The following is a 12,817-nucleotide window of genomic DNA, read 5'->3' as shown; positions in this document are numbered from 1 at the left end:
CCAATGCTTTCCGCGCTCCGGGGCGGCGGCAACTCCGGCGACGGCGGCCGGAGGCATTCCGGGTGGCGGCGGCCGGGGGCACCCCGGGTGCCGCCGGGGCGTGACCGAGGACACAAGCGAAACGTTTTCGTTTCGATGAGCGGTGGAGTAAATTCCTAAGTGTACGAAACCGTTTCGTTCGGTTGATCATTCGATCGGTGGGGGGAGGCCCGTCATGACACGCAGTCGGCTGACGCCGGAGCGCGAGGGCGAGCTTTTCGGCGCCGTCCTCGATCTGCTGCGCGAAGTGGGGTACGACGCCCTCACGATGGACGCGATCGCCGCCCGTACCCGCTCCAGCAAGGCCACCCTCTACCGTCAGTGGGGCGGCAAGCCCGAGCTGGTGGCGAAGGCGCTGCGCGAGCTGTCCCCGCACAACAGCAGCCAGGTCGACACCGGCTCGCTGCGCGGTGACTTCCACGCGATGGTCTGCCGGGGCGACGACGCCGAGATGGCGCGGGACACCGCGCTGCTGCGCGGGCTGTTCCAGGCCATCCACACCCACCCCGATCTCCACCGCGCGCTGCGGGAGCAGCTGGTCGAGCCCGACACGGGCGAGCTCCAGACCGTGGTGCGGCGGGCGGTCGAGCGGGGGGAGATCCGCGAGGACAACCCCGCGAAGGATTTCCTGCCGCACATGCTGCTCGGTGTGTTCTTCGCCCGAGAGGTGGTCGACGTCCGGCCGCCGGACATCGAGTTCCTCCGCCAGTACGTGGACGCCGTCGTCCTCCCGGCGCTGGAGGCCTGATGCGTCACCGTACTCCCAGCGGCCGAGGAGTGGGCGGCTGCCCCCGCTGTCGGCCCTCTCCGCACCGCTGAGTCTCCGTGAGCCCCCCACCTGAGCCCTGAGCCCCGCCCCTTCCGTTCCCCCTGTTCTCTCTGCTTCCCCTGATTTCCCTGAGACTTCGGGCCCCTTCCCCAGCGGGCCCGCGGGTTCCCCCGAGCCCTTTTCGAGCCCCGGCTCTCCCCAGAGCCTCTCCCCACCCCGCTCACGCACCACCCCCGTACCTGACGCGCGCTGCTCTCGTCCGTCGGGCCGACTCCCCATGTCCTGTTCCGTCTTCAATAACGGGAGTAAGCCCTCGTGGCCACGTTCCTCTACAAACTCGGCCGGTTCGCCTTCCGCAGACGCCGGTTCGTCGCTCTGATATGGGTGGCGCTGCTGGTGCTCGCGGGTGTCGCCGCCTCCAGTGCCTCCACCCCCAAGGACCCGGGGTTCGCCCTCCCGGGCACCGAGTCCCAGCAGGCCTTCGACGTTCTGGAAGAGCGATTCCCGGGGGCCAGCGCCGACGGCGCGACCGCCAGGATCGTCTTCAAGGCCCCCGACGGTCAGAAGATGACCGACCCGGCGAACAAGACCGAGGTCAACAAGGTCATCGCCGATCTGAAGGCGGGCTCCGACCAGGTCGCCTCCGTCGCCGACCCGTACACCGCGGGCGCGGTCTCCAAGGACGCCGGCACGGCGTACGTCTCCGTCAGCTACAAGGTCAGCGGCATGGAGCTGACCGACCAGACGCGTGAGGCGCTGACGAACACCGGCGAGAAGGCCCGGGACTCCGGGCTGACCGTGGAGATCGGCGGCGACGCCGCCATGGCGGAGGTCGACCCGTCCTCCGCCGAGGTCATCGGCATCGTCATCGCGGCGATCGTGCTGGCCATCACCTTCGGCTCGCTGATCGCGGCCGGTCTTCCGCTGCTGACCGCCATCATCGGCGTCGGCGTCGGCATCTCCTCGATCACCGCGCTGGCCAACGTCTTCGACCTGGGCACCACCACCGGCACCCTGGCGATGATGATCGGTCTCGCGGTCGGCATCGACTACGCGCTCTTCATCGTCTCCCGCTACCGCGCGGAGCTGCTGGAGGGCCACTCCCGCGAGGAGGCGGCGGGCCGGGCCACCGGCACCGCGGGCTCCGCGGTGGTCTTCGCCGGTCTCACCGTGGTCATCGCCCTGGTCGGCCTGGCCGTCGTGAACATCCCGATGCTCAGCAAGATGGGCTTCGCCGCGGCGGGCACGGTGGTCATCGCCGTCGTCATCGCGATCACCCTGATCCCGGCGCTGCTGGGCTTCGCGGGCGAGAAGGTGCTGGGCCGCAAGGTCCGCAAGGCCCGCAAGGAGGCCAAGCTCTCCGGCCGCCAGGGTCCCGACCCGGTCTCCGACAAGCCCAACATGGGCACCCGCTGGGCCCGCTTCGTCCTGCGCCGCCCGATCGCCGTGCTGCTCGTCGGCGTGGTGGGCCTCGGCATCGCCGCCGTCCCGGTCGGCTCGCTCCAGCTGGGTCTGCCCGACGAGGGCTCCTCGGCCCCCTCCTCCAGCCCCCGCAAGGCGTACGACCTGCTCTCCGACGGCTTCGGCCCCGGCTTCAACGGTCCGCTGACCCTGGTGGTCGACGCCAAGAAGAGCGAGAACCCCAAGGCCGCGGTGGACGAGGTCGCCGAGCGGATCGGCAAGCTCGACGGGGTGGCCGTGGTCATCCCCGCCCCGCTGAACGAGGCCGGCGACACCGGTCTTGTCACCGTGGTCCCCAAGGACCGCCCCTCCTCGGTGAAGACCGAGAACCTGGTCCACGACATCCGTGACTCCGGCAAGGACATCGCCTCCGACACCGGTGCGAAGGTCCTGGTCACCGGCACCACGGCGCTGAACATCGACTTCTCGCAGAAGATGAACGACGCGCTGGTGCCCTATCTGGCCCTGGTCGTCGGCCTCGCCTTCCTGCTGCTGGTGCTGGTCTTCCGCTCCATCCTGGTTCCGCTGAAGGCGGCCCTCGGCTTCCTGCTCTCCGTCCTCGCGGCGCTGGGCGCGGTCGTCGCGGTCTTCCAGTGGGGCTGGCTCGGCGAGCTGTTCAATGTGGAGCAGCCCGGTCCGATCATGTCGATGATGCCGATCTTCATGGTGGGTGTCGTCTTCGGTCTGGCGATGGACTACGAGGTCTTCCTCGTCACCCGGATGCGCGAGGCGTACGTCCACGGCGAGCGTCCCGGCGAGGCCGTGGTGACCGGCTTCAAGCACGGCGCGCGGGTCGTCACCGCCGCCGCGGCGATCATGGTGGGTGTCTTCGCGGGCTTCATCGGCTCCGGCGAGCAGATGGTCACGATGATCGGCTTCGGTCTCGCGATCGCGGTGATCTTCGACGCCTTCGTGGTCCGGATGGCCATCGTGCCCGCGGTGCTGGCGCTCCTCGGTCACAAGGCGTGGTGGCTGCCGCGCTGGCTCGACCGGGCGCTGCCCAATGTGGACGTGGAGGGCGAGCAGCTCCAGAAGCAGCTCGGCCACGCTCAGGCGGGTCCGGACGACGACCGCGAGCTGGCTCGCGTCTGACCCTTCGGGATCCCGCCGGTCCGCCGGGCGCGGATACGGAGACGACGGTGGCCGCACTCCTCCACGCGAGGGGTGCGGCCACCGCCGTACACGGGTGGGCCGGGCGGGCGTCCGCCGTACGCCGCTCAGCGCGCCGGGGTCGCCGCCGCGTAGGTGTGGCGCAGGAATCTGTTGAGCGCGCTGGTGTCGAACTGGACCACCGACACCCCGTCCGCGGTGTGCAGCTCCACCACCGCCTGGACCCGGCCGCAGGGCCAGACCTCCACATTCCCCTCGCGTACGGGGGAGCGCAGCCCGCTCTCCAGCAGCTCGCGCGGGAAGGTCCAGTCACGGGGGACGTCGCGCCCGCCCGGGAAGGAGAACCGGACCGCTCCGGGGTCCTCGGACGGTTCGTAGCAGAGGGCGACGCGCACGGGACGCTCCTGGGGAGCGTCGGTGACTATCCGGCCCCAGGCGAGATCTTTGACGGCGGCGGGCATCGATTGCTCCTCACACTCGTCTTATTTGCCCTCTAATGTCCCATATTTTACGTGAAGCATCGATTCCGCATGGTGTTCGACGGGATGTTCGATCCGTTGTTCGACCCCTTTCTGTGACCGGCCCGCTCTTGCGAGCGATGTGCAACAGGCCCACTATCGACGGGCAGTGCTCGTCGTAGTCCTCGTCGTAGTCCTCGCCGCAGTCCTCGTCTGTCCGATGCGGAGCGCGCCATGCATGTGCCCGACGGATTCATCAACGCACCCGTGTCCCTCGCGACCGGAGCCGTGGCCGCCGCGGCCCTCGCGATCAGCCTCCGGGGAGCCCGCCGGGAGCCGGCCGCGGGCCCCGCCACCGCCCTCGGCCCCCACCCCGAGAGCACCGCCCCGCTCGCCGGGCTGGTCGCCGCCTTCGTCTTCGCCACCCAGATGCTGAACTTCCCCGTCGCCGCCGGCACCAGCGGCCATCTGCTGGGCGGCGCGCTCGCCGCGATCCTCGTCGGCCCCTTCACCGGCGTCCTCTGTCTCTCCGTCGTCCTGCTGACGCAGAGCCTCCTCTTCGCCGACGGCGGTCTCACCGCGCTCGGCGTCAACATCGTCCTCATGGGCGTGGTCACCGTCGCCGTGGCGTACGGGATCTTCCGCGCCCTGCTCGCCGTGCTGCCGCGCGCCCGGCGCTCGGTCACCGCCGCCTCCTTCGCCGCCGCGCTGATCTCCGTACCCGCGTCCGCCGCCGCCTTCACCCTGCTCCACGCCGTCGGCGGCACCACCGACGTACCCACCGGCACCGTGCTCGCCGCGATGACCGGCGTGCACACCCTCATCGGCCTCGGCGAGGGCGTCATCACCGCGCTCACCGTCGGCGCGGTCCTCGCGGTACGGCCCGACCTGGTCCACGGCGCGCGGGGACTCGCCCCCGCGCTCAAGCTCCGCGTCGGCGGCCGGCTCGTCGACGCGACGACGGTCACCGCCCCCGCTCCCGCCTCTTCCCCGGCCTCCGCCGCCTCCTCGCGCCGGATCCGGCTCGCGGGTCTGGCCGCCGCCCTCGTCCTCGCCGGGGGAGTCTCCTTCTACGCCTCCGCCAGCCCCGACGGCCTGGAGAAGGTCGCCGCCGACCACGGCATCGACGCCGAGGTCCGCGACCACCCCGCCGCCGGCTCGCCGCTCGCCGACTACGGCGTCGCGGACATCACCGACCCCCGGCTCTCCGTCGGACTCGCCGGAGTCATCGGCGTCGGCGCGACCGCCGCCGTCGGCATCGGACTCTTCCGCCTCACCGCCCGACGCCGCCGCCGAGCCCGACGCCGACGGCCCGCCCGCGCGCCGGAGACCCTCTGACATGGGCGGCGCCCACCGCTCCCTCCACCGCCCCGGCCACTCGCCGGTCCACACCCTCCCCGCGCACTGCAAGCTCGTCGCCGTGCTCTGCTTCGTCCTCGCCGTCGCCTGCACCCCGCGCACCGCCCTCTGGGCCTTCGGCCTGTACGCGCTGCTCCTCGCCGCCGTCGCCGCCCTCGCCCGCGTCCCGCCGGGCCTGCTGGCCCGCCGGCTGCTCATCGAGGTCCCCTTCACGGCCTTCGCGCTGCTGCTCCCCTTCGTCGTCCCCGGGGAACACACCACCGTCCTCGGCCTCCGGCTCAGCGTCCCCGGCCTCTGGGGCGCGTGGAACATCCTCGCCAAAGCCACCCTCGGCGTCACCGCCTCCCTGCTCCTCGCCGCCACCACCGACCCGCGCTCCCTGCTCCTCGGCCTCCAGCGGCTGCGGCTCCCCGCGCGGCTGACCCAGATCGCCTCCTTCATGCTCCGCTACGGCGAGGTCGTCGCCGACGAGCTGCGCCGGATGTCCGTCGCCCGCAGATCACGCGGCTTCGAGGCCCGGGGCGTACGCCAGTGGGGCGTCCTCGCCACAACGGCCGGCGCGCTCTTCATCCGCTCCTACGAACGCGGCGAGCGGGTGCACCTCGCCATGGTCAGCCGCGGGTACACCGGGTCCCCGCCCGTGCCCGACCACCCCGCCGCCACCCGCGCCCAGTGGGCGCGCACGGCCCTGCTCCCCGCCGCCGCGTTCACCGTCTGCCTCCTGGGAGTGACCCTGTGACCGCCCGCACCGCCGTCCCCTCGCTCGACATCCGGGGCCTCGCCCACGCCTACCCCGACGGACGCCAGGCCCTCTTCGGCGTCGACCTCACCGTCGCCCCCGGCGAACGGGTCGCCCTCCTCGGCCCCAACGGCGCGGGCAAGACCACCCTCGTACTCCATCTCAACGGCATCCTCGCCGCCGGCGCGGGAACCGTCACCGTCGCCGGGCTCCCGATGGCCCGCGAGAACCTCGCCCGGATCAGACGTACCGTCGGCATCGTCTTCCAGGACCCCGACGACCAGCTCTTCATGCCCACCGTCCGCGAGGACGTCGCCTTCGGCCCCGCCTCGGCCGGCCTGCGCGGCGAGGAACTCCGCACCCGCGTCACCCGCGCCCTCGACCGCGTCGGCATGACCGAGTACGCCGAACGCCCCCCGCACCACCTCTCCTTCGGCCAGCGCCGCCGCGTCGCCGTCGCCACCGTCCTCGCCACCGAGCCCGAGATCCTCGTCCTCGACGAGCCCTCCTCCAACCTCGACCCCGCCTCCCGCCGCGAACTCGCCGACATCGTCCGCCAACTGGACATCACCGTGCTCATGGTCACCCACGACCTGCCCTACGCCCTGGAACTCTGCCCCCGCGCCGCCATCCTCAGCCAAGGCGTGATCGCCGCCGACGGCCCCACCGCCCAACTCCTCACCGACGAGCCCCTCCTGCGCGCCCACCGCCTGGAACTCCCCCACGGCTTCGACCCACGCTCGGTCCCCGCCGCCCCGGGCCGCCGGGCGGGTGGCGCGGGTTAGCGCAGCTCGCCCTCCAGCAGCCCCATCGTGTACTGGTCGTACCAGCGGCCGTCGCGGCGGAAGACCGAGCGGAGCCGGCCCTCCTCGACGAAGCCGACCTTGTCGTACACCCGGCGGGCGGCGTGGTTGTCGACGACGACGGTGAGTGAGATCTTGTGCAGCCGCATGTCCTCGAAGCCGTAGCGGCAGACCCTGCGCAGGGCGTCGGTGGCGAAGCCGCGGCCCCAGTACTCCTTCTCGCCCAGGTAGATGTCCAGCTCGGCGCAGCCGGTCTCCGGCTCGGCGTCGCGGAGCCGGACCAGGCCGATGAGGCGGTCGTCCTCGGAGGCCTCGACGCCGAGGAGGACGTCGCCGTAGGAGTTGCGGGGGCGCTCCTGAAGGGAGGTGAGGGTGCGGGCGAGGGACTGGGGGTGGCCGTCGTCCATCCAGCGCATGACCTCGGGGTCGTGGTTCCAGCGCCACAGGGCCTCGGCGTCCGACGGCTCCAGGGCGCGCAGCCCCACCAGCTCTCCCCGCATCATGGTCTTTTCCTTGTGTGCTCGCTCCGGCAGTTCGCCTGGAAGTAGTAACACGGCCCGATTTCCGGCTCAAACGGATTTCCGGTGCTCCTCGCCCGGCCCCGGAAGCGAGCGCCGATCCACGCCGTTGCACCATGGGGGAGGTCGACGGAGCGGGAGAGTGGACACAGTGGACGTCCAGGGCACGGTGGCGGAGGGCTTCGAGGCGGTACGCGACGCGTTCGTCCGCAACTTCGAGGAGCGCGGCGAGCGGGGGGCGGCCGTCGCCGTCTACCGGCACGGGGTCAAGGTGGCCGATCTGTGGGCCGGCACCCGGGATGTCGACGGCGAGGAACCCTGGGCGGTGGACACCGCGCAGGTGGTCCGCTCCGTCACCAAGGGCGTCGCCGCCGCCGTGGTGCTGCTGCTCCACCAGCGGGGGCAGATCGACCTGGACGCGCCGGTGGGCACGTACTGGCCGGAGTTCAAGGCGGCGGGCAAGGAGCGGGTGCTGGTGCGCCATCTTCTCTCGCACCGCGCGGGCCTGCCCGTGCTGGACCGGCCGCTCACCCCCGCCGAGGCGATCGACGGGAGGAGCGGCCCGGCCGCGCTCGCCGCGCAGCGCCCCGCGTGGGAGCCGGGGACCGATCACGGCTACCACGCGCAGACCTACAGCTGGCTCACCGCCGAACTGATCCGCCGGGTCACCGGCCGCACCGTGGGCCGCTGGGTCGCCGAGGAGATCGCCCGTCCGCTCGGTCTGGACTTCTGGATCGGGCTGCCCGCGGAGGAGGCCCACCGGGTCGGCCGCATCGGGCCGGTCGAGGAGCCGCCCACCGCGCCCGGACTCACCCTGCGCCCCAAGCGCGCGGTCTCCGAGGCCTACCGGGACCCCGACTCGCTCACCCGCCGCGCCTTCGGCGCGATCGACCCGCTGCCGGACGAGAACGACCCCGGCTACCGCGCCGCCGAACTCCCCGCCTCCGGCGGGATCTCCACCGCCCGCGCCCTCGCCCGCTTCTACGCGGCGACCATCGGCGACGTCGACGGCGGCCGTCGGCTCTTCGCCCCGGCCACCCTCACCCTCGCCCGCACCGAGGAGTCCGCGGGCCCCGACCGCGTCCTCGTCGTGCCCACCCGCTACGGCCTCGGCTTCATGCTCCACGGCGCGGCGGCCCCCCTGCTCGGCCCCGGCTCCTTCGGCCACCCCGGCCGCGGCGGCTCCCTCGGCCTCGCCGACCCCGGGTCGGGGGTCGCGCTCGGCTATGTAACCAACGGTCTGCGGAAAGGAGTTACCGCTGATCCCCGTGCTCAGGCCCTGATCCGCGCTGTACGTTCAGCGCTATGACTGAACCGTTGAGGCGTTTCGAGGGGTACGGGGTACTGATCACGGGCGCGGCCAGGGGGATCGGCGCGGCCACCGCACGGAGACTGGCCGAGGAAGGGGCACGCGTACTGGTCAGCGATCTGGACGAGGAGGAGGCCGCGAAGACCGCCGGGTCCATACCCGGTGCCGAGTCCATCCGCTGCGACGTCGCCGACCGGGACCAGGTCGAGGCGGCGGTGGCGTACGCCGTCGAGCACTTCGGCACCCTGGACGTCCTCGTCAACAACGCCTTCGCCTGCGCCACCGACGCCCCGCTCTTCGAGGACGAGCCCGACGACACCTGGCAGCGCGACCTCGATGTCTCCCTGACCGGCGCGTTCCGCTGCGCCCGCGCCGCGCTGCCCCATCTGGTGGCCTCCGGCCGGGGCGCGATCGTCAACATCGGCTCCGTCAACGCCGAGATCGACTTCGACGGCCACTCCTACAGCGCCGCCAAGGCCGGCCTCGCCTCCCTCACCCGCACCCTCGCGGGCCACGCCGGCCCCCGCGGCGTCCGCGTCAACCAGATCAACCCCGGCACCGTCCGCACCCGTGCCTGGGCCGACGACTCCAACGGCCTCGCCGAGCTGGGCCGCCGCCTCTACCCCCTCGGCCGCGTCGGCGAACCCGAGGACATCGCCTCCGCCGTCGCCTTCCTCGCCTCCCGCGACGCCTCCTGGATCACCGGCACCACCCTCCGCGTCGACGGCGGCATCACCTCCGTGAACATGGCCTTCCGCGACATCCTCGCGGAAGCGGACCCGACAGCCGAGTAGCGGCCCCGCCCCGGGACCGGGAGACCACCCGGGTCCCCGGTCCCGGGGCCCGCGCTCAGCCCCGGATCAGCGCTTCACAGGCCAGGGGCCCGGCCGCACACACCTTGCCCGTACGAGGCTGATTCCGGTGCGGCCGGGACCGGATCCGTATCAGCGGACGTCGATGAAGTCGCCGCCGTTGGTGACGGGGGCGGTGGTGGAGGTGCCGTCGAAGGCGTAGCGGTAGGTGCCGTCGGCGGTGGCCTTGACGGTGGTCCTGAGCTTGCCCTTGGTGTCGGTCTTGACGGTCTTGACGGTGGTGAAGGTCTTGGCGCCCTTCTTGCGGAACTGGAGCTTCACGGGCTGCTTGCCGTAGCCGGTGTACTTCTTGGTCCCCCAGTCCGCGCGGTTCAGGGAGCCGGTGACGGTGAGGGTCTTGCCCTTCTTCACGTCTTCGGGGGAGGCGTTGACCGAGATCTGGGAGGCGCGCAGGAGGCTGGTGGTCCTGGCCTTGAACTGCACGAGGGTGCTGTCGTCCTTGGCCAGCGCCGCGACGGCGGCGTGCCAGCCGCCGCCCGCGAAGCCGTTGTCCGCGCTGGGCATCCGGGTGTCGAAGGTGAAGGTCACGGTGCAGGTCACCTTGGTGCCGCCCTTGCAGCCGGCCTCGTCCCGGTCGGGACTGACCCTCTCCTTGGCGGAGTCGAAGTCCTTGCCGCGCCAGAGCAGGCCGAACGCCAGCTCGATGCCGGAGCTGTCGGCGGCCTTGAAGGTGAGGGTGACCTTCTTCTTGGCGGGGCCGAGCACGATCGGCTTGCCGCCGTTGAGGACGACGTCCGTGATCTTGGTGGCGCCCGGGGTCTTCGCCGCGAACGCCGAGAAGCCGTCGGGCTTCTGATCGGCCTGGGCGGTGGGGGCGGTGAGCCCGGTGAGGGCGACGGCCCCGGTGGTGAGGGCGGCGGCGGATGTCCGGATACGCATGTGCTTTCCGTTCGGTCGGTGAGTCCGGTGACTCACCGACCACAGACGGACAAGCCCGCCAAAAGGTTGTATCCGCTGCTCAGGCCGTGTCGGAGCGGATACGGCCGGGTGTCAGCGGACGTCGATGAAGTCGCCGCCGTTGGTGACGGGGGCGGTGGTGGAGGTGCCGTCGAAGGCGTAGCGGTAGGTGCCGTCGACGGTGGCCTTGACGGTGGTCTTGAGCTTGCCCTTGGCGTCGGTCTTGACGGTCTTGACCGTGGTGAAGGTCTTGGCGCCCTTCTTGCGGAACTGGAGCTTCACGGACTGCTTGCCGTAGCCGGTGTACTTCTTGGCCTCCCAGTCGGCGCGGCTCAGGGAGCCGGTGACGGTGAGGGTCTTGCCCTTCTTCACGTCTTCGGGGGAGGCGTTGACGGAGATCTGGGAGGCGCGGTGGAGGCTGGTGGTCCTGGCCTTGAAGATGGCGCGGACGCTGCGGTCCTTGCCGAGGGCGGAGACGGCGAGGTGCCAGCCGCCGCCGGCGAAGGAGTTGGTGGCGTCCTCGGCGCGGGGGTCGAGGGTGAAGGTGACGGTGCAGGTGGCCTTGGTGCCGCCCTTGCACTTGACCTCGTCGTGGTCGGGGCGGATGCCTTCCTTGGCGGAGGTGAAGTCCTTGCCGCGCCAGAGGAGACCGGAGGCGGACTCGATGCCGGAGCTGTCGGAGGCCTTGAAGGTGAGGGTGAACGTCTTCTTGGCGGTGCCGAGGGCGAGCGGCTTGCCGCCGTTGAGGACGATGTCGGTGATCTTGGTGTCGCCGGTGGAGATGTCGTCCTGGGGCTTGGCGGCGAAGGCCTTCGAGAAGCCGGCCGGCTTCTCGTCGGCCTGGACGGCCGGGGCGGAGAGGCCGGTCAGGGCGATCGCCCCGGTCACGACGGCGGCGGAGACACGAAAGCGCATGCTGTTTCCCTGGTGCGATGGCGGCCCGCAGGCCGTGGAGGGGGTGTGCGGATGCGCCGGATGCCCGCGGCCGGGAGGGGGCGCGGGCATCCGGTGGAGAGGGCCTTCAGGAGGCCTTCAGAGCTGTCGCGTCAGTTGACGTCGACGAAGTCGCCGCCGTTGGTGACGGGGGCGGTGGTGGAGTTGCCCTCGAAGGAGTAGCGGTAGGTGCCGTCGACCGTGGCCTTGACGGTGGTGCTCAGGACGCGGCTGTCGCCCGTCCTGACCGTCTTGACGGTGGTGAAGGTCTTGGCGCCCTTCTTGCGGAACTGGAGCTTCACCGGCTGCTTGGTGTAGCCGATGTACTTGCCGGACTCCCAGTCGGCGCGGGTCAGCGACCCGGTGACGGTGAGGTCCTTGCCCTTCTTGACCGGCTCGGGCGCGGCGTTGATGGAGATCTGCGAGCCGCGGTTCAGGTTGAAGGACTTGGCCTTGTACATCGCGCGGACGTTGCCGTCGTTGGCCTGCGCGGCGGCCATGACCCGCCAGCCGCCGCCCGCGTCGGTGTTGGACAGGTCGAAGCTCGGGTCGATGGTGAAGGTCACCTTGCAGGTGGCCTTGGTCTTCTTGCCGCTGCCGCTGCACTTCACGTCCTCCCCGCCCGAGTCGGCGAAGAAGAAGCCCTGCGGGTCCTCGGGGTCGGTGCCCCGCCACAGGTAGGCGAAGGACGCCTTGACGCCCGAGTTGTCGATGGCCTTGAAGGTCAGCGTGACCTTCTTCTCCTTGGTGGTGCCGACGATGACCGGCTTGCCGCCGTTGAGGGAGACGTCCGAGATCTTGATGTCGCCGGTGGAGACGTCGCCCTGGGGCTTGGCGGCGAAGCCCTTCGAGAAGCCGGCCGGCTTCTCGTCGGCCTGGACGGCCGGGGCGGAGAGGCCGGTGAGAACGACGGCACCGGTCACGACGGCGGCGGATATCCGAAAACGCATGTAATTCCCCGTACTCAGATGTGGCTCATGAGTCTGCTGACTCGCACACGTAGACAAGGGACGGGAGTGAATGGTTGTACGGGGAAGGGAAGTTGCCCGGGATTTTTCAGGCCGCGCGTTCGCGCACGTCCACCAGCCTGCCGCCCGCGTGCTCGATCAGCGTCTTCGGGTCGAGCGGGAACACCGTGTGCGGGGTCCCGGCCGCCGCCCACACCACCGGGTGGTCCAGCAGGGCGCGATCGGCGAGCACCCGGGTCCGGGTGAGGTGCCCGAAGGGCGGTACGCCGCCGATCGCGTAGCCGGTGGTCTTCCGTACGAGGTCCGCGTTCGCGCGCTTGACGGCGTCCGCGCCCAGCTCCTCGCGCACCCGCTCCAGATCCACCCGGGAGGAGCCGTCCAGCAGCACCAGCACGGGATCCCCGTCCACCGCGAAGATCAGCGACTTCACGATCTCGCTGACGTCGCAGCCGATCGCGGCGGCGGCCTCGGCGGCGGTGCGGGTCGCGTCGGGGAAGCGGCGTACGGGCACGTCGAGGCCCAACTCCCGCAGGGCCTCGGCGAATCGGGGGTGGGCCTCGGTGACTTGATCGCTCATGGCGA

At 71.3% G+C, this 12,817-nt stretch carries 13 protein-coding genes; 7 read left to right on the top strand and 6 right to left on the bottom strand.

What is annotated here, in order from left to right:
* Positions 1-214 precede the first annotated feature (214 nt).
* Both ABD371_RS00825 and ABD371_RS00820 read left to right on the top strand, forming a co-directional pair.
* Complete coding sequence (locus ABD371_RS00825) at positions 215-787, top strand: TetR/AcrR family transcriptional regulator (protein WP_344471492.1); 573 nt, start codon at positions 215-217, stop codon at positions 785-787.
* Between the two features lie 336 nt (positions 788-1,123).
* Positions 1,124-3,361 (top strand): MMPL family transporter, encoded by a 2,238-nt coding sequence (locus ABD371_RS00820; protein ID WP_344471489.1) that lies wholly within the window; start codon positions 1,124-1,126, stop codon positions 3,359-3,361.
* 125 nt (positions 3,362-3,486) lie between these two features.
* On the opposite strand, the gene ABD371_RS00815 is transcribed toward ABD371_RS00820, so the two are convergent.
* Complete coding sequence (locus ABD371_RS00815) at positions 3,487-3,840, bottom strand: SsgA family sporulation/cell division regulator (RefSeq protein ID WP_344471487.1); 354 nt, start codon at positions 3,838-3,840, stop codon at positions 3,487-3,489.
* 231 nt (positions 3,841-4,071) lie between these two features.
* Between ABD371_RS00815 and ABD371_RS00810 the strand changes: the two genes are divergently transcribed.
* Genes ABD371_RS00810 through ABD371_RS00800 form a run of 3 tightly spaced genes read left to right on the top strand, consistent with a single transcriptional unit; the run spans position 4,072 to position 6,720 of the window.
* The gene (locus ABD371_RS00810) at positions 4,072-5,175 is read left to right on the top strand and encodes an energy-coupling factor ABC transporter permease (RefSeq protein WP_344471486.1); all 1,104 of its coding nucleotides are present in this window, start codon (positions 4,072-4,074) and stop codon (positions 5,173-5,175) included.
* A gap of 1 nt (position 5,176) precedes the next feature.
* A complete protein-coding gene (gene cbiQ / locus ABD371_RS00805; RefSeq protein ID WP_344471485.1) occupies positions 5,177-5,935 on the top strand; it encodes a cobalt ECF transporter T component CbiQ in 759 nt (252 codons plus the stop codon).
* Positions 5,932-6,720, top strand: coding sequence for an energy-coupling factor ABC transporter ATP-binding protein (locus ABD371_RS00800; RefSeq protein WP_344471483.1), 789 nt, complete (start codon positions 5,932-5,934; stop codon positions 6,718-6,720). The genes cbiQ and ABD371_RS00800 overlap by 4 nt, the downstream gene beginning before the upstream one ends.
* Here the strand turns inward: ABD371_RS00800 and ABD371_RS00795 are convergent.
* Complete coding sequence (locus tag ABD371_RS00795) at positions 6,717-7,241, bottom strand: GNAT family N-acetyltransferase (protein WP_344471481.1); 525 nt, start codon at positions 7,239-7,241, stop codon at positions 6,717-6,719. The genes ABD371_RS00800 and ABD371_RS00795 overlap by 4 nt on opposite strands.
* Before the next feature lie 166 nt (positions 7,242-7,407).
* Here ABD371_RS00795 and ABD371_RS00790 point away from each other — a divergent pair, with 166 nt between their 5' ends.
* Positions 7,408-8,565: a serine hydrolase domain-containing protein gene (locus ABD371_RS00790; protein ID WP_344472151.1), complete on the top strand. Its 1,158-nt coding sequence runs from the start codon at positions 7,408-7,410 to the stop codon at positions 8,563-8,565.
* Positions 8,562-9,359 (top strand): SDR family NAD(P)-dependent oxidoreductase, encoded by a 798-nt coding sequence (locus tag ABD371_RS00785; RefSeq protein WP_344471479.1) that lies wholly within the window; start codon positions 8,562-8,564, stop codon positions 9,357-9,359. Before ABD371_RS00790 ends, ABD371_RS00785 begins: the two co-directional genes overlap by 4 nt.
* A 150-nt stretch (positions 9,360-9,509) precedes the next feature.
* Here the strand turns inward: ABD371_RS00785 and ABD371_RS00780 are convergent, their stop codons facing one another.
* The 4 genes from ABD371_RS00780 to ABD371_RS00765 form a co-directional block, all read right to left on the bottom strand.
* Positions 9,510-10,316 carry a hypothetical protein gene (locus tag ABD371_RS00780; protein WP_344471477.1) on the bottom strand — a complete coding sequence of 269 codons (807 nt, stop codon included), beginning with the start codon at positions 10,314-10,316 and terminating at the stop codon, positions 9,510-9,512.
* A gap of 111 nt (positions 10,317-10,427) precedes the next feature.
* A complete protein-coding gene (locus ABD371_RS00775; protein WP_344471475.1) occupies positions 10,428-11,249 on the bottom strand; it encodes a DUF5707 domain-containing protein in 822 nt (273 codons plus the stop codon).
* 131 nt (positions 11,250-11,380) lie between these two features.
* The gene (locus ABD371_RS00770) at positions 11,381-12,217 is read right to left on the bottom strand and encodes a hypothetical protein (RefSeq protein ID WP_344471473.1); all 837 of its coding nucleotides are present in this window, start codon (positions 12,215-12,217) and stop codon (positions 11,381-11,383) included.
* A 106-nt stretch (positions 12,218-12,323) separates the two neighbouring features.
* Positions 12,324-12,812, bottom strand: a complete 489-nt coding sequence (locus tag ABD371_RS00765) for a YbaK/EbsC family protein (protein WP_344471471.1) — start codon at positions 12,810-12,812, stop codon at positions 12,324-12,326.
* Between the last annotated feature and the right edge of the window lie 5 nt (positions 12,813-12,817).

It is taken from the genome of Streptomyces amakusaensis, assembly GCF_039532665.1.
In the GTDB taxonomy this organism is placed as follows: Bacteria; Actinomycetota; Actinomycetes; order Streptomycetales; family Streptomycetaceae; genus Streptomyces; species Streptomyces amakusaensis.
Note: the sequence above shows the minus strand (reverse complement) of the source record. Positions and strands in the feature narration are given on the sequence as shown.

What these genes read in the sequence shown, in the direction of transcription:
- ABD371_RS00815 (WP_344471487.1), bottom strand. Translation starts at nt 3,840, where the DNA reads ATGCCCGCCGCCGTCAAAGATCTCGCCTGGGGCCGGATAGTCACCGAC.
- ABD371_RS00780 (WP_344471477.1), bottom strand. Translation starts at nt 10,316, where the DNA reads ATGCGTATCCGGACATCCGCCGCCGCCCTCACCACCGGGGCCGTCGCC.
- ABD371_RS00825 (WP_344471492.1), top strand. Translation starts at nt 215, where the DNA reads ATGACACGCAGTCGGCTGACGCCGGAGCGCGAGGGCGAGCTTTTCGGC.
- ABD371_RS00810 (WP_344471486.1), top strand. Translation starts at nt 4,072, where the DNA reads ATGCATGTGCCCGACGGATTCATCAACGCACCCGTGTCCCTCGCGACC.
- ABD371_RS00795 (WP_344471481.1), bottom strand. Translation starts at nt 7,241, where the DNA reads ATGATGCGGGGAGAGCTGGTGGGGCTGCGCGCCCTGGAGCCGTCGGAC.
- ABD371_RS00775 (WP_344471475.1), bottom strand. Translation starts at nt 11,249, where the DNA reads ATGCGCTTTCGTGTCTCCGCCGCCGTCGTGACCGGGGCGATCGCCCTG.
- ABD371_RS00765 (WP_344471471.1), bottom strand. Translation starts at nt 12,812, where the DNA reads ATGAGCGATCAAGTCACCGAGGCCCACCCCCGATTCGCCGAGGCCCTG.
- ABD371_RS00785 (WP_344471479.1), top strand. Translation starts at nt 8,562, where the DNA reads ATGACTGAACCGTTGAGGCGTTTCGAGGGGTACGGGGTACTGATCACG.
- ABD371_RS00770 (WP_344471473.1), bottom strand. Translation starts at nt 12,217, where the DNA reads ATGCGTTTTCGGATATCCGCCGCCGTCGTGACCGGTGCCGTCGTTCTC.
- cbiQ (WP_344471485.1), top strand. Translation starts at nt 5,177, where the DNA reads ATGGGCGGCGCCCACCGCTCCCTCCACCGCCCCGGCCACTCGCCGGTC.